Origin of the sequence: Streptomyces iconiensis (assembly GCF_028657195.3) — a bacterium.
GTDB classification, from domain to species: Bacteria; Actinomycetota; Actinomycetes; order Streptomycetales; family Streptomycetaceae; genus Streptomyces; species Streptomyces iconiensis.
The window spans coordinates 292848-308603 of the sequence record NZ_JANCPR020000003.1 but is presented as its reverse complement, the minus strand read 5'-3'; the positions used below and the strand labels follow the sequence as shown (position 1 = coordinate 308603).

14 protein-coding genes are annotated in these 15756 nt (G+C 72.6%); 5 read left to right on the top strand and 9 right to left on the bottom strand.

The features are described 5' to 3' along the window. Positions 1-56: 56 nt before the first annotated feature. Positions 57-551: an STAS domain-containing protein gene (locus NMN56_RS04295; RefSeq protein WP_274045154.1), complete on the top strand. Its 495-nt coding sequence runs from the start codon at positions 57-59 to the stop codon at positions 549-551. 37 nt (positions 552-588) lie between these two features. Here NMN56_RS04295 and NMN56_RS04290 read toward each other — a convergent pair whose 3' ends face one another. From NMN56_RS04290 to NMN56_RS43000, 3 genes are all read right to left on the bottom strand, one after another. Beyond that, on the bottom strand, positions 589-1395 hold the full coding sequence (locus NMN56_RS04290; protein WP_274045155.1) for a DUF3710 domain-containing protein: 807 nt from the start codon (positions 1393-1395) through the stop codon (positions 589-591). Between the two features lie 196 nt (positions 1396-1591). Next, positions 1592-2482: a DUF4232 domain-containing protein gene (locus tag NMN56_RS04285; RefSeq protein WP_274045156.1), complete on the bottom strand. Its 891-nt coding sequence runs from the start codon at positions 2480-2482 to the stop codon at positions 1592-1594. A gap of 306 nt (positions 2483-2788) precedes the next feature. Next, on the bottom strand, positions 2789-4879 hold the full coding sequence (locus NMN56_RS43000; RefSeq protein WP_347178573.1) for a serine/threonine-protein kinase: 2091 nt from the start codon (positions 4877-4879) through the stop codon (positions 2789-2791). Positions 4880-5001: 122 nt separating this feature from the next. On the opposite strand from NMN56_RS43000, the gene NMN56_RS04275 reads away from it, so the two are divergent. After that, entirely contained in the window at positions 5002-5592 is a 591-nt protein-coding gene (locus tag NMN56_RS04275) for an RNA polymerase sigma factor (RefSeq protein WP_274045272.1), read from the top strand. Positions 5593-5916: 324 nt separating this feature from the next. Further along, positions 5917-6741, top strand: coding sequence for an aldo/keto reductase (locus NMN56_RS04270; RefSeq protein WP_274045273.1), 825 nt, complete (start codon positions 5917-5919; stop codon positions 6739-6741). A 112-nt stretch (positions 6742-6853) separates the two neighbouring features. Here NMN56_RS04270 and NMN56_RS04265 read toward each other — a convergent pair whose 3' ends face one another. The 5 genes from NMN56_RS04265 to NMN56_RS04245 all read right to left on the bottom strand — a co-directional run bounded on the left by NMN56_RS04265 (position 6854) and on the right by NMN56_RS04245 (position 12512). Further along, entirely contained in the window at positions 6854-7831 is a 978-nt protein-coding gene (locus tag NMN56_RS04265; protein WP_274045157.1) for a PfkB family carbohydrate kinase, read from the bottom strand. Continuing rightward, positions 7828-9420 (bottom strand): purine-cytosine permease family protein, encoded by a 1593-nt coding sequence (locus NMN56_RS04260; protein ID WP_274045158.1) that lies wholly within the window; start codon positions 9418-9420, stop codon positions 7828-7830. The genes NMN56_RS04265 and NMN56_RS04260 overlap by 4 nt, the downstream gene beginning before the upstream one ends. A 105-nt stretch (positions 9421-9525) precedes the next feature. Continuing rightward, positions 9526-10530 carry an ADP-ribosylglycohydrolase family protein gene (locus tag NMN56_RS04255; protein WP_274045159.1) on the bottom strand — a complete coding sequence of 335 codons (1005 nt, stop codon included), beginning with the start codon at positions 10528-10530 and terminating at the stop codon, positions 9526-9528. Positions 10531-10625: 95 nt separating this feature from the next. Continuing rightward, a complete protein-coding gene (locus tag NMN56_RS04250) occupies positions 10626-11345 on the bottom strand; it encodes a GntR family transcriptional regulator (RefSeq protein ID WP_274045160.1) in 720 nt (239 codons plus the stop codon). 225 nt (positions 11346-11570) lie between these two features. Continuing rightward, entirely contained in the window at positions 11571-12512 is a 942-nt protein-coding gene (locus NMN56_RS04245) for a LysR family transcriptional regulator (RefSeq protein WP_274045161.1), read from the bottom strand. Positions 12513-12648: 136 nt separating this feature from the next. On the opposite strand from NMN56_RS04245, the gene NMN56_RS04240 reads away from it, so the two are divergent. Next, positions 12649-13581 carry an NAD-dependent epimerase/dehydratase family protein gene (locus NMN56_RS04240; RefSeq protein ID WP_274045162.1) on the top strand — a complete coding sequence of 311 codons (933 nt, stop codon included), beginning with the start codon at positions 12649-12651 and terminating at the stop codon, positions 13579-13581. A 58-nt stretch (positions 13582-13639) separates the two neighbouring features. Next, a complete protein-coding gene (locus tag NMN56_RS04235; protein ID WP_274045163.1) occupies positions 13640-14182 on the top strand; it encodes an NADPH-dependent F420 reductase in 543 nt (180 codons plus the stop codon). A gap of 203 nt (positions 14183-14385) precedes the next feature. On the opposite strand, the gene NMN56_RS04230 is transcribed toward NMN56_RS04235, so the two are convergent. Beyond that, positions 14386-15696 carry a hypothetical protein gene (locus NMN56_RS04230; RefSeq protein ID WP_274045164.1) on the bottom strand — a complete coding sequence of 437 codons (1311 nt, stop codon included), beginning with the start codon at positions 15694-15696 and terminating at the stop codon, positions 14386-14388. Positions 15697-15756 lie beyond the last annotated feature (60 nt).

Below are 15756 nucleotides of genomic sequence, written 5' to 3'. Positions count from 1 at the left end.
GCGGTCGCGGCGGCACAGCGCCCCGTCAGGGACGTTCCCGGGGAAGGGAGAAGGGCGTGGGTTCGTGGGACAGCGACCGACTGGTCATCACCTCGCTGGCGGCAGGTCACGAGAGCGCCGTGCTGCGGCTGAGCGGTGAACTCGACCACGGTTCGGAGATGTTGTACCTCGACCGCATCGGCGCGGCCGTCAGCGCCGGGTACCGCTACCTCGTCCTCGATGTGACCGCGCTCGTCTTCTGCGACTCCCGCGGCCTCAACTGCCTGCTCGCGCTGCGCTGGCTGCTGCACCGCCGCGACGGAATGCTGCTGCTCGCCTGCGCAGGCCGCCACCTGGCCGCCCTCCTCGCCGTGACGGGCAGCACCGAGGCACTGCCCGTCCACCTCAGCGTCAGCCAGGCCCTCGCCACGCTGCCCGCCGAACACCGCCCCGCCTGGCCCCCGGCCGACGGCACCCGGCCCCTCCTGCCCCTGCGCAGCTCCGAGTCCCTGGAGAGCTCCTGGCAGCAGGACAAGAACCCCCATCTGCCCCCGCCGTCCAACGGCGACTGAGCCCCGGGACGCGGGCACGCGCCGCGGTCCAGGCCGGTTACGGGGGCGGGGTGAGGCAGAGCGGATCACCGGAGCTGTGCACCTCGTGACCAGGCGCGACGACGGTGGAGCTGAAGACGGCGTCCATCGGGCGGGCGTAGCGCGTCCCGCTGAGCGCCGCACCCTCCTCGAAGGTGCCGCGCAGCAGCCAGCCCGGCCCGTCGCAGCCGGCGAAGCGCACGAGCGAGTAGCCGCCGGACATCTGCTCGTCGGGTACGGCGACGCTCAGTTCGGTGCCGAACGGTCCGTCCTCCTCCGTGACGAACGAGCCGTCAGCCGTGAGGCCCTCCGACATGTCGGCGCGGACGTCCTCCCACAGCGGCTCTCCCGCGACGACGGCGAACGCCGTGATCTGGAGGACGGCCGCGCCCCGGTCGAGCACCACGGTCGCACCCACCCAGCGCCGCTCACCGTCCTCCTCGCGCTGGAGCGACAGTTCCATGCCGTCGCCGTACGAGGCGACGAACAGGGCGCCCAGGTCGATGCGTTCGTGCCAGGGGTTGTCGACCTCGCTGATGTCCCAGGGGCCCTGCGGCCTGCGTGCGGCGTCCTGGACGCTCGCGCAGTACAGCTCCCGCGCGGCCAGCCGCGTCTTTGAGTCCACGCCGTACCCGGCGCGGGCGGCCGAAGCGGTCAGGAGCGCGTCCACGAAGGCCATCGGCGGCAGCGCCGCGCCGGACAGATAGCGCCCGACCGCACGCCGCGCGTGCCCGGTCTCCTGCGCGCACGCCCTCAGGGACGTCCAGCCTCCGTCGACGTACAGCTCGCGCAGCCGCTGCACGAGCCGCAGACGGGGTTCGCTCACTCCACGTGAGATCCGCCCCAATTCCCGCCGCGTACGCTCTTGTTCGGCCACTGACGCCCCCAGCCCCCGCATGGACCGCCATGTTCCCACCGTACGGCCGTACACGTCCCCTGCCGTGCGGCACGGAATCGCGCGGGTGCGGCACCGACGAGCTTCCGGCGTGTGTGCGCGGAGTGAACGCGCCCCTGACGCCCCGTCAGGGGCCGGTGCCGGGACTGAGTGGGCCGATGCGGGGCGTGGACGCCTCGCCTGACTCGGCGACCTGCGCTCCGGGCCAGTCGGCCCTGAGGGAGTCACTCTGGTCGGGCGGCGTGACGCTGAGGGCGACCGGGGTGACCGTGGGCGCTCCGGTCATCGCCGGGTTGGTGTAGCTCAGCGGCGCCCAGGCACTGCTTCCCGGGCTCAGCGTGACGGACTTCGTCTCGCCGGGCGCGCGCTCCGGGTCCGGAGCGACCTGGTTGCCCGCGCCGTCGACGAAGGCCATGCCCGGGTAGCCGCCGACCGTACAGGTGCGGGATGAGTCGTTGGTGAGGACCAGCGGTACGTTCTGCTGGCCGGCGCCCGAGCGCCGGGTGCCGACCGAGGCCGACAGTTCCCCGGTGCGGCAGGCACCGTCCTGCCCCGCCTGATCCCCGTCTCCTGCACCGCCCTTCGGGCCCGGGGGACGCGTCCCGGCGCCGTCCGCCTCCCCGCTGCGCGCGCTGTCTCCGCTGTCTCCGTTCCCGCCCCGTGCCTTGCCCCCGTCTCCGTTGCCCGCCGGGGAGTCCGACGCCAGGGAGGGCGACGCGCTCCCGGCCTTCCTGCCGCCGGGCGACGCGCTCTTGCCGCCAGGACCGTCACCTCCGGCGGGTGCGGCGCTGCCGTCCACCCGCACGGGCCCCGAAGCGCCGGCTCCCTGCTCGCCACAGCCGGCGAGCAGCACCGACGCCGCCAGCACGGCCGTGGCGGCGACGAGGCGAACACGCACGCCCCCGCGCCCCCGCACGCTCCCGGAACCCGCCTCCGTACTGCCGGAGTCCGCCTCCGTCGCCGGCCCGCCCGGCTGCCCCCGCGTCCGCACGGTCGCCGTGTCCTGGTGCTGTGTCATGGCTGCCCGTCACTCCCTGCTCGTTCCCCGCGCGACCGGTCCAGCCGCTCGGGTGCGCGGCCCGCGCCGTTCCCCGCCTGCCCCGTGCCCCGCGCCGCATTCGAAGCGGCCGGGACGGAAAGCTCACAGTCAGAGCGGAAAGCTCATAACCGGGGCCGAAAAAAGCTCACGGTCGGGCCGGGGCTGAAAGCTCACGGTCGGTCGGGACGGAAGGCGCACAGAAGGCGCGGGGCGTACTTTTCCGGTCCCGCCCCCGGCCCCGTCTCCTCCGGTCCCCGCCCCTCCCCCGCACCCGTACCCGTAACCTCACGAACCCCGTACCCGCAGGCTCCGCAGCACCTTGTCCGTCCTCTCGGTGCACTCACCGTCGCACCGGATCTGCACGTACACCTGGGGTACGCCCGCGCGCTGGGACGTCAGCCCGATCTCCTCCAGCGAGTGCCCCGGCGAATCGCAGGAGGACCAGCTGCGGACGCTGCCCTTCCATGACGCGCTGCTGAAGGCCCGGCTGCCCGCGTAGGAGCAGCCCTGGTGCTCGATGGCCGCGACCTTCTCCGTCAGTGCGCGGGTGCCCGCCTTGCCGCCGACGCCGACGAAGACGCCGCTGACCCCGGCCGTGAGGTCCTGCCAGCGGTCCGCGTCCTGGGCGACGGTCAGTCCGGGGGCCCGCTGGTCGCGCAGCCCGAGCGAAGCGGGGCTCCAGCCCGTCTCGACGACCTGATCGGCCCAGTCTGCGGGTATCTCCACGCTGACCCGCTTGGTGGCGTCCTTCACCCGCACCGTGGTGGGCGAAGAGGACTGGTCCCTGGACGTCGCGTACCAGCCGACGCCCGCGAGCAGCACAGCGAACGCCGCGCCCAGCGCGGCGGACTTGAGATGGCGCCGGGGACGCCCGCCCGAAGCGTCCTCCCCCTGTCCCGGTCCCGGACGGGGCTCGGACACCTCCGTCGGCACACGCGCCTGGGACGGCGCGGAGGCCCCCGGGGCGGCGGAAGCCGACGACCCGGACGACGGCCCGGACGACAGCTCGGAGGCCGGTGACCAGGACTCCGACGAGGCCGAGCCCCCGGGCTGGCCTAGCGGTCCTGGGGGGCCTGCCGGCCCGGACTGGACCGGCTGACCGGGCTCCCCGGAGGTACCGGAAACGGGAGCGACAGCGGACGCCTGCGGTGTCTGGGGCGCATGTTCCGCGTGGGGCGCATGGGCCGTCCGGGGCTCGTAAGGCGCCGGGGATGCCGCGGAGTCCGGAGGCGCTTCGGCCCCGGACCCGGCGGAAGGCCCGGACCCGGCGGAAGGCCCGGGCACGGCAGCGGCGCCGGACACGGCGGAAGCCCCGGAGGTCGCGGCTCCCTGTGACGGTCCCGCTCCCCCGGCCCACGACGCTCCCGGCGGCGCGGCGGAGGACCCCGGTCCCGGCTCCATCCGTACGCCGGACCAGGGCTGCATTCCGGAGGACGCCGGCTGGAGGCCCGACCACGGGCGCGCGCCTGACCCCGACCGCGCCCCCGACTCCCGGTCGGCTCCGGACCCGGCAGCTCCGGACCCGGAGCCGGGCTCCGGTGCTGCCCCCGCGGGCCGGCCAGGACCGCCCGCGGCGTCGGGGAACAGCTCAGCGAGGCGGTCCAGCTCGGCGGCGAAGGCCGCCGCCGTCGGCCAGCGCTGTTCGCGGTCGGGGTGCATGGCGCAGGCGACGGCGTGGTCCACCTCGGGCGGCAGCCCCTCACGGAGCCGTCCCGGCGGCATGACCTGTCCTGGCGGACCCGGTACCGCGCCGGTCACCAGGTGGTAGAGCACGGCTCCCAGGCTGTAGACGTCGGCGCGCGCGTCGATACCGTCGTACGGTTCGGCCTGCTCGGGCGCCATGTAGCCGGCCGACCCCGCGACCACGGTCAGCCCGGATGCCTGGGCGAGGTTCTTGGCGAGGCCGAGGTCGGCGACGAGGACCCGTTCACGGCCCGCAGCACCGCCACCGGCCAGGAGCACGTTCGACGGCTTGATGTCACGGTGTACGACACCCGCCTCGTGCAGGGCGCTTACGCCGCGTGTCACCTCGGACACGAGTGCCAGTGCTTCGGGCAGGGGCACGGGACCCGCCGTCATCCGGTCGGCGACCGTGCCGCGGTCGGCGTACTCCATGACGAAGTACGGCCGTTCGTCGTCCAGCTCCCCGATGTCGAAGACTTGGACCACTCCACCGCCCGTCGCCTTGCGCAGCAACCGCGCCTCCGTGAGGAAGCGCTCGCGGATGTCCAGGCGATACGCCCAGTTCTCCGCCATCACCTTGACGGCTACCGGGGCGTGCAACCGGTCGTCGTGCGCGAGCCATACGACGGCGAAGGCCCCCGAGCCGAGACGTCGCTCCACTCGGTAACGGCCGATCTGATCAGGTGCGGGCATGCCCCTTATGATGCCTGCCTGTGGCCCCCACCTCCGAAGACGCCGAGAACGAGCCCGACAAGACCGGCAAGGCCGACACCTCCGACACCTCCGACTCCTCCCCCGAAGCTACTGAAAGCCCTATGACTCAGAGCCCCACAGGCCCCGGCGCTGTCAGTCCCGCCGACCATACGGAAGCGCTCGCCACACGTGCGGCGGCCGGTGACGACGCCGCTCTCGACGCCCTGCTCCGCACGATCAGGCCCGAGGTCGTACGGCGCTGCGCGCGGTTCCTGCTGTTCCGCGAGGACGCGGAGGAGGCGGCGCAGGACGTCCTGCTCCAGGTCGCGCGGAACGTGCACCGCTTCGAGGGGCGCAGCCGGTTCAGCACGTGGCTGCACACCGTCGTCGCGAACTGCGCGCGGCAGAAGTACCGCGAGCTGAAGCGCCGTTCCGCCGAGCAGCCGCTGCCCTCGCACTCCCCGTACGAGACCGGCGCCCCCGACCCGCGTACGACGAGCGTGATCGCAGGTTCCCGGGTGGACTTCCTGGAGGCGCTGGACAGGCTGGACCGCGAGAGTCCGCATCTGGTGGCGCCGCTGGTGTACCGGGACCTGTGCCAGATGGAGTACGCCGAGATCGTCGAACGGCTCGGCATACCGCTGGGTACGGTCAAGTCCCGGCTGTACCACGCCAGGCGCCAGATCAGGCCCTGGCTGACATCGAAGCCCTGAGCCCGCGCCACGCGTACGGGTCGCACGGGCTCCCCTGTGGTTCCCGGGCGGCTCGTCGCCGCCCGGTCACGCCAACTCCCTCGCCGGCACGCCCTCTTCGCTTTCCCGTCGGGGGCCTGGTGTGGCATCGGCGGCGGCGCGTGTCCGCGTCGCACCCGGTGCGGGGCGGCTCGGCTCCCGGTTCCGCGCCGCCGGGGGGCGCCGGGAGCGGACGTGCTTCCGCACGGGATGCCCGTCCGCGCGCTGCGCGCCCGTAGCGGTGATCATGGGAAGGCGGCGGGCAGCCCGCCGCGAAAGCACAGGGAAGGGAACGGAACCTTGTCGATGCGCACGGTGAACCTTCACTCCGGTACCGCGGTCCCCGCGCTCGGCCAGGGCACCTGGCACATGGGCGACGACCCCGCACGCCGCGACCAGGAGCTGGACGCGCTGCGCGCCGGTGTCGACCTGGGCATGACCCTGATCGACACGGCGGAGATGTACGGGAACGGCGCGGCCGAACAGCTGGTCGGCGAGGCGGTCAAGGGCCGCAGGGACGAGGTGTTCCTCGTCAGCAAGGTGCTCCCGTCGAACGCCGACCGACGCGGCACCGTACAGGCGTGCAGGGCCAGCCTGCGCCGTCTGGACACCGACAGGATCGATCTGTATCTGCTGCACTGGCGCGGTTCCGTCCCGCTGACGGAGACCGTCGAGGCGCTGGAGTCCCTGGTGCGGGAGGGCAGCGTCGGCGCCTGGGGAGTGAGCAACCTGGACGCCGACGACCTGGACGACCTGCCCACGGGCGCGGTCCCCGAGACCGACCAGGTGCTCTACAACCTCTCGCGGCGCGGGCCCGAGTTCGACCTGCTGCCCCGCTGCCGCGAGGCGTCGGTGCCGCTGATGGCCTACTCGCCCGTCGAACAGGGACGCCTGCTGGACCACCCGGCGCTGGGCGCCGTCGCCTCGGCGCACAGGGTGACCCCGGCGCAGGTGGCACTGGCCTGGGTACTGCGGCACCCGGACGTCGTCGCGATCCCCAAGGCGTCCTCCGTCGCGCACGTGGAGGAGAACAGGGCCGCCGCCGAACTCGCGCTCACCGTCGAGGACTTGGCCCTCCTGGACGACGCGTTCCCGCCACCGAAACGCAAGCGGCCCCTGGAGATCCTCTAGCCCGCCCTCCCCTGCCGTGCCGGCCCGGCGGGAACGCCGGCCGTACGGGCCGCGCCCGGTCGGCGCCCCCGCACGCCCGGTCGCGTGCCCTGTGCCGTCGGCGCCGCTCCGCTCAGTCCCCCGGCGCGGGCTCCGCTTCGAGGAGGGGCGCGAGGGGGTCGTTCCCGGCCAGCAGCGGGGCGAGTTCGGCCGCTGTGGGGCTGGTGGCGGGGCCGCGGCGGGTGACGGCGACCGAGGCCGCGACGTTGGCGCCGCGTGCCGCGTCCAGGGGGTCGGCGCCCCGGCCGAGGAAGGCGAGGAAGGCGCCTACGTGCGCGTCTCCCGCACCGTTGCTGTCGACCAGCGTGACGGGCCGGCCCGGTACCCGTACGGCGTCCTGGCCGCCGGTCACCAGCCAGCATCCTTCCGCGTCACCGCGTACGAGGACGCCGGCGCCAGGTGACAGCCGCCGGGCCAGTTCGCCGGCCGCAGCCGCCGCGTCGTCGATGCCGGTCATCAGCCGGGCCTCACGGCGGTTGCAGCTGAGCCAGTCCACCCGGGCGAGGACACGTGCGAGCCTGCCCGGGTCGATGTCGGCGACCAGCGGGCCCGGGTCCATGCACAGCACGACGCCCTCGGGCAGTGCCGCGGCGAACTCGGTGAGCCTGTCGGCCGATTCGGGGTAGGCCAGCCCGTAGCCGGAGAGCTGGACGAGGTCGCCGGCACGGGGTTCTGCCGCCAGCACGCGGGCGTCCTCGCCGGTCAGCGCCCCCTCGGCGCCGGACGCCGTCACGAAGGTGCGCTCGCCGCCCGAGTCGACCAGCGCGACGCAGTATCCGGTGTCCCGGTCGGGGCGCGGAGGCAGCAGCGGGGTGATCCCCTCGCGCTCCAGCGCCGCACGGACGAGGTCGCCCATGGGACCTGTGCCGTGGCCGCCCCCGTACACGACGGGCATACCGAGGCGGCGGGCAGCCGTGAGGACGTTGTAGCCGCCTCCGACGACGTGCTCGGCGTCCGAGGCGAGGATGTCGCCGCCCCGCTCGGGAAGCCGGGGCACGCGCATGACCATGTCGACGATCACGCTTCCCGCGAGCACGAGCCGTGCGCTCATACGGTGACTCCTTCCTCTGTGGAACCGCCGGTTCCGCTCCCGGTTCCAGTCTCAGTCCCAGAGCCGGGTCCGCTTCCGGACTCGGGTCCGCTTCCAGACCCGGTTCCGGTTCCGTAGCCGGGGCCTTCGGCGGGCTCTGTGGTGCGGCGGGTCGCCTCGGCCGAGACGGCGCGGTCCAGCGGGAGCAGCAGGCTGTAGGCGACGGCGGCCACCACGAAGGTCACCACCCAGCCGAGCCCGTTGCTGCCGAGCCAGCTGTGCGAGAACGGGCCGGAGAACCACACGTCGGTGTCACTGGTCTTGGCCTCGGTCAGCATCAGCCCCACCACGATCGCCACGGCCCAGGACAGGCACGCCGACCAGGCGAACCCGCCGTTGTACCAGTAGCGGCCCGAGCGCCGGGTCTCCATGAGCGCGCGGGGGTCGTAGACGCGGCGGCGCATCATGTCGACGGCGAAGACGCCGACCCAGGCGGTGATGGGCACGGCCAGGATGGTCAGGAACGTGGTGAACGGACCGTAGAAGTCCTTGGCGACCAGCATGAAGTAGATGCCGCCTGCGAACGTCAGGATGATGTCGAGCCCCACGGCGACCGTGCGCTTGGCCCGTACGCCGAGTGTCACCAGGGTGAGCCCCGCCGAGTACACGGACAGGTGGTTGGAGAGCAGCAGTCCGCCGAAGGCGGCGATGAGGTACGGCACCGACATCCACGACGGCAGCATCGCGTCGATGGCGGCCACCGGGTCGGACGCGGCGGCGAGCGACGTGTCGCCGGCCGAGAGCAGCGAGCCGAGCGAGATCAGCAGCACCAGGGGTATACCTGCGCCCCACGCCGAGGCCAGCACGAGCCGCCCGCCGGGTATGGAGCGGGGGAGGTAACGGGCGTAGTCGGCACCGGCGTTGGCCCAGCCGATGCCGGTACCCGCCGCGATGACACCGACGCCTGCGATGACCGCGCTGAGCGGCGCCGCAGGCGCCTGCACCACCTTCGTCCAGTCGACGGTGGCGGCGAGGAAGCCCATGACGACCAGGTTCAGCAGGCCGAAGACATAGGTGGCCCACCTGTTGATCCACATGATGGTGGCGTGCCCGAGCCCGCTGATGAGCAGGGTGCAGGCGATGAAGACCAGCAGACAGATGATGGTCAGCACGGTGTTCTGGTGCGTGCCGAAGACGATGGCCAGCAGGGAGAGCAGCGCGTAGGCGGCCGTGGTGGTGTTGACGGTCTCCCAGCCCACCCTGCTGATCCAGGTCACCAGTGTGGGTCCCGTGTTGCCGCGCCGCCCGAAGACGGCTCTGGACAGCGTGAGCGCCGGAGCGCCGCCCCGCTTGCCCGCGATGCTCAACGCGCCCACCAGCGCGAACGAGCCGAAGGCGCCGATGATCGCGACGATGACGGCCTGCCAGATGTTCAACCCGCGGAACGCCACCAGGGTGGCGCCGAGCGGAAGGCCCAGCAGCGAGATGTTGGCGGCGAACCACGTCCAGAACATCTGTCCGGCGTGGCCATGCCGCTCCTGGTCGGGTACGGGCTCGATACCGCGGGTCTCCACGGTGCCGACCAGCTCACTCGTCTTCGAGTCAGCCATGGCCCAACCTCCTTACGAGGCGAGAGGCGAGGAGTGGGCTCCTCGCGTATGTGCGGGCTGCGTTGTCTGCGTTGTCTGCGTTGGCTGCGAGAGCGCGGTTCCGGCTCAGCCGGCCGGACGCAGGGCGAGAAGACGCGCGGCCAGTGGCTCCACGTCGAGATCGTTGACGGAGCGCAGCGTCGCCACGGCGTCGGCCGGCAGGCCGCTCAGCCCGGAGACCGCGCCGGCCACGGCACCGGCGATGGCGCCGATCGTGTCGCAGTCGCCGCCGAGGTTGGCCGCGAGCAGGCAGGCACGCCACGGGTCCTCACCGACCAGCGCGAGCACGGCGAAAGCGGCCGGTATCGACTCCTGGCTGGCGACGCTGGTGCCGATCAGTTCGCTGATGAGGTCGGCGGCCTGCGCCTCGTCCAGCCCCGTCACCGCGCCGCGTGCCCAGTGGATACGGGTGGCGATGTCGGGCCCCGCCGCCCAGTGGCCGCGCGCCGCACCCGCCCTGGCCGCCGCCTCGGCCGCGTCCATGGCCGCGTCGAGACCGGCACCGTCGACGGCGCTGCTCACAGCGGCGGCGACGGCGGCAGCACCGGCGATGCCGATCGTGGTGTCGTGGGTGACCTGGCAGGACTCCACGACCCGGTCGATGAACGCGTCCAACGGGCGTACGGGGAAGGCCACTCCGACCGGGGTGACGCGCATCGCGGCGCCGTTCGTCGTCCCTGTGCTGCCGGTCTCGCTGACCGGCACGCCCCGGGTCACCGCGTCCAGTGCCGCCTTGGTCGAGGGGCCGAGAAGGTCGAGCGAGCCCTTGGCCTTCATCCCGGCCTCCCACTCCAGGAGGGCCTTCGCGAACTGCTCGGGGTCGATCCGTCCCTCCGGGCCCGTCAGGAGCCGGCCGACGATGAGCGCCTGGTCGGTGTCGTCGGTGACGCTTCCCGCCGGCATTCCAGCGGCCACGGGGTTGTCCGGCGGTCCGGCCTCGAAGCCGGTGACGCGGCCGAAGCGCGCGGTGATGGCGGCGCGGGACATGATCTGGGTGGGCATGCCCAGCGCGTCGCCGAGAGCGAGCCCGTAGAGGGCGCCCAGGGCACGGTCGGTGCGGGGGTCGTTCATAGGGGGTCTTCCGTTTTCCTGTCGCGTGTTACGGATCGGAGGGGCGGGGCTCACCGGGCCCGCCGGTTCGGCCGAACCGGCCGCCGGTCCCGCCTTCACTGGTGGCCCGGCTCGCCGAAGGTGGTGCGCAGTTCGAACCTTTCGGGGTCCAGCAGGCTCACCACGTGTTCGATGACGGCACCGACCGGGGAGCGCCCCACGCGGGTCACGCGCAGGAACGACGTACCGGCCGCGCGCCGCAGCTGGCCGGCCTCCGCCTCGCCCAGCGGGACGGCGGTCGCGCGCTGCTCCCCCGAGGCCACCACGAGCCCGGCTCCGGCGAGGGTCGCGGTCAGCGATCCGTCGACGAGGCCGGTCTCGGGTACGTCCTCAAGGCCGGCGTGCAGCGGCACCCGGCTGTACTCCAGGGAGAGCCGGACACCGTTGGGGAGGGTGCGCATACGGTCCACGGCGAGGAACCGGTCGCTCGCCAGGCCGAGCGCGTCCCGCAGCGCGGCGTCGCGCACGGTCTCCAGGCGCAGCACCGTCGTCTCGGGCGCTATGCCCTGTTCGGTGAGGGACTGTTTCCAGCCGTGCCTGTTGTCCAGCGGGGCGCCGTCGAAGCTGACGAAGGAGCCGATGCCCGGATGGGTGCGCACCAGCCCCTCGTCGGCGAGGGTGCGCAGTGCCTCCCTGACCGTGGAACGGCTGACGGAGAACCGCTCGGTCAGAGCGTGCTCCCCCGGAAGCCGGCTCCCCGTGCGCAGGGCTCCACCCCGGATCTCCCGGCCCAGTATCCGGGCCACCCGCTGATGCTTACGCGCCTGTTCGGACATGTCCGTACCGTAGACACACCTGTCTGAACCTGTCTGTTCCGTGGGTCACACCAGCCACATCCGCCTCACGCACGGACCGGAAACCTGGCCTTCGACCGCGTCAACGGCGGCGGTGTCGGCTGCGGCGGCGGCATCGGCTGCCGCGACAGCGCGGCGGAAGCGGCAGCGGCACCGACCGCGACCGCATCTGCGACTGAGACCGCGACCGCGACTGCGCGGCGAACCTCAGGAGGACGGTCGTGCTGTCCCGGCCGGAGGGCCGTCCTGTGCGAGCTGGGTCCGCACACCACGAGGCACCCGCATGCCGTGAGCGCGCAGGTCGCCGATGAACCGTGCGACGAGCGGATCCGGTTCAGCCGACGTCACCGCCACCAGCTGCCTGACCCAGCGCGGAGAGAACGGGCGCACTGCTCCCGGAAAGCCCAGGCCGACCGCGCTCACGGGGCACACGGCGACGCCCAGACCGGCAGCCGCGAGCTGTGGTGCCGCCGCGGTCACCGAGGTCCTCATCACCGTCTCCGGGTGGACTCCCGCGCGCGCGAAGGACTGGTCGAGCCAGGTACTGAGGCCGTTGTCCGGCGCGAAGTGAACGAGCGGCACACCTTCGAGATCCTCAAGGCGTACGGCCTCCTGCCCGGCCAGCGAGTGGCCGACGGGTGCCGCCAGCACGATCTCCTCCTCGGCGACGGCGGTGATCGTGAAGCGACCGGCCGAGGGAGCGGTCAGCACCGCCACATCGACTTCGTCGGATTCGACGAGGCCGAGCGCCTCGTTCATCGCCGTGGACTCGCGCAGCGTGATCGCGACCTCGGGGTAGCGGCGATGCCACTGGCGGACGACCCCGGCGAGCAGCGGCACCGTGAGGCTCTGCGCGCAGGCCAACCGCAGGACGCCCGCGGCCACTTGACCCACCGCACGTGCCGACCTCACCGCGGAGGCGGCTGCTTCGATCGCTCGTCTGGCGTCCGCGACGGCGGCGCGTCCCGCGGGAGTGAGCTTGACCCCCCGGGCCTCGCGGCGAAGCAGGACCGTCCGGGTCTCGCGTTCCAGCGAGGCGAGTTGATGAGAGACGGCGGGCTGCGACGAATGCAGCAGCAGCGCGGCCTGGGTGATCGAACCGGAATCCGCGACCGCGACAAGACACTCCAGTGCCCGAAGAGAAGCCATCCAAAAAACTTATCGCAGCCCGTCGAAGCATGAGTGCGGCCGAGGGAAGACCTCCGGGCCCCTGGTTGCTCTGGTCCACGACACCTTCTCGCTCAAGGCAGGCGGGGGGGGCTCACACAGAGCGAAGGAGAGGGTCATGGCACAGGTATTCGTCACGGGCGGTTCGGGGTTCATCGGCCAGGTGCTGGTACGCCGGCTCCTCGACGAGGGGCATTCGGTGCGTGCTCTGGTGCGCAGCGAGACATCGGCTGCGAAGATCTCGGCGCTGGGCGCCGAGCCCGTGCGGGGCGAGTTGACCGATCCGACCACGTGGCGGGACGGGGTGGCGGGCAGCGACGTGCTGTTCCATCTCGCCGCCGAGACCGACATCACCGCCGGTCGTGAACGTCATGAACTGGTGTCGGTCCGCGGCACCCGGGCAGCCGTCGACGCGGCCCGTCACGCGCGGGTCCCGCGGTTCGTCCACTGCGGGAGCGAAGCCGCGCTCCTCGCCGGCGCCCCGCTCGTGGACGTCGACGAGACCGCGCCGCTGCGGCCCGACTCGGAAGCCGCCTACAGCGCAGCGAAGGCCGCGGCCGAGAAGATCGTGCTCGACGCGAACACCCCGGAGCTCGCCACGGTCTCGATTCGCCCGAGGTTCGTCTGGGGACCCGGCAGCCTCCTCGTCGAAGGCTTGGTGGCGGCGGCGCTGGCGGGCCAGTTCGCGTGGATCGGCGGAGGCCGGCACACGACTGACATCACGTACGTCGAGAACGCCGTCGAGGGGCTCATGCTCGGATGGCGAAGCGGCCGGCCCGGTCAGGTCTACTTCGTCACCGACCGGCACCCCGTCGTCCTGCGCGAGTTCCTGGAGACGCAGTTCGAGATCCATGGCGTCGACACCCCGATCCCCGAACTGGACGCCGAGACCGCCGCCCGCGAGGTCCCCGTTCCCGCTCGATGGTTCCTCGGGCAGCAGTGCACCCTGCGGACGGACAAGGCCGTGGCCGAACTCGGGTACGGGCCCCTCGTTTCGCACGCCGCCGGTCTGGACGCCGTCAGGAACTCGGTGGCCGTCCCTCGCACATGAAGCGTCATCTGCGCATTCAACCGGCATACGTCAACTTTCAGCAGAAGGAAGACACACAGTGAAGATCGTCACGATCGGAAGAGGAATGATCGGCGCAGGACTGGCCGGCCTGTGGCGGACAGCGGGCCACGAGGTCGACGAGTTGGGCCGTGACGGCGGGGATGCCTCGGAAGCGGACGCCGTCCTGGTCGCCGTACCCGGCACAAAGATCTCGGAGGCCCTGAGCAAGGTGACAGGGCTGGAGGGGAAGATCGCGATCGACGCGACCAACGTCATACCCGCACGTCAGGGCAATTTTCCGTCCTACGCCGAGGAAGTGAAGTCCTTCACCCGCGCCCCGGTGGCCAAGAGCTTCAACATGAACTTCGGAGCCCTGTACGGCGAACTGAGCAAGCAGCGAGTGCGGCCGAGCAACTGGTACGTCGCCGACGAGGGAGCCCGCGACGTCACCGAGCAACTGATCCGCGACGCCGGCTACGACCCGGTGCGCGTCGGAGACCTCTCACGGGCCCACGACTTCGAAAACGCGGTCTGGCTGCTCATGGGCATCCAGCCGGTCGGCGGCGTCTTCTACCGGTTTGCCGCTCCCGGCGAACTCTGAACGAGCCGGCTCTGGGCATTCCCTTCTGCCCAGCTCGGCCGCAGGCATCCCGGTGCCCTCCCTTACGCCGCCGGCATCATCGGCGGCGTAAGGGCATTCCGCAGCGGTGCCCCGGAGGCGGACTCCGGAAGAACCGCCACCGTAATGCGCTGCCCTCCCCCACAACACGCCAATGCGTTGCCCTCGCCCCACAACACGCCTGTTCACGTCGAGGGGAGCAGGCCGCGCAGGCGGGTCAGGCGCTGGTCGAGGAGTCGGGCCGCGCCGGGCTGGCGGCCGGGGACCGTGGCGCGCAGCCCCGCGAGGCGGGCGGCGAGACCGAGCGCCTCGTCGGTGTCCCGTACCTGTTCCCACTGGTGGTGCGCCCGGTCGACCGCCGCCTCCACCTCGGCGTCCTGCGCGCTCTGGCCTACGGTCAGCCGCGCCTCGGCCGCCGTCATCCACAACTGGCAACTCGCCGCCGGGTCCTGGGCGAGCCGCGCCAGGTCGGCGCGTACCTCCAGCCACTGCAACGCCTGCGCCGACCCCGGCCCGTGGGCACGCAACGCCTCGGCCTCGCTCACGGCGGCGAGCGAGGCGGCCTCCGCATGCCGCCCTGCACGGGCTGAAGCGAGTACGACCGCGAGCGGATCCCGCACCTCACCGACCGGCCGGACCACACGGCGTGCAGCGGCTCGGTCCCCAGGATCCGTCGGAACGACAGGCGCCGTCGGGGCTTCCGGAACCGCGGGAGCGGCGGGAGCCGCAGGAGTGGCCGGTGCGGCGGGAGCGACCGGTGCCGCGGCCGGATCAGCCGGTACCTGCGGCGTGCCCGAAGGCGGCGGGGCGGCGGGTGGTGCGGGTGTGTCGACGGACAGGAGCAGTGCGTCCTCCCCGCCGGGGGCCTGCGCAGCGTACTCGTGCAGCTCAGGCAGGGCCGGCCGGGCGCCGCCGCGCCACAGGGCGACGCAGCGGCTCAAGTACTCGGGCACGGAAGGGGCATGAGCGGCGACCCCCGTACGGGCGAGCGTGACCATGCGCCGTCGCGGTGGCGGCGGCGAAACGCGGCCGTACACGCGGACACCCGGCCCCAGGGTGAGCCCCTGGCGGCGGAGGGTGGGCCAGGACTCGGCGTCGGCGGCCAGGTCGAGCAGCGCAGTGGTCGTCTCCGGTGCACGGAGGGCCAGTTCGCTGACCAGCCAGTGCCACGGCAGCGCGGTGTAGCGCGTCGAGGCGTGCGTCGTTCTGGCCAGGGCCAGATGAAGGCGGTGCTGCCGCGGGTCGAGCTGGAGCTGTCCCGCCAGGACGAGCACGAGCGGCCCTGGCGCCGCAGCCGCTGTCCGCACACGGCTGAGGACGGCGTGCGGGTCCACCGGGTCCGCCAGCTCGATCAGCGTCGCCGTCTCCGTACCCGTGAGCACCCCGGCAGGCACCGCCGCGAGCCCGGGCAGCACGGCAGTCGCATCGACCAGTCGTCCCCTGCCTCCTGGCGCCGCGGCCAGCAGCAAGACCGTTCCGGCTATCTCGTTCCCCACGGCAACACCGTAGCCGCTCAACGTCCCCCCAGCGCACGGCAGATCCGCTGTTCCGTTCTC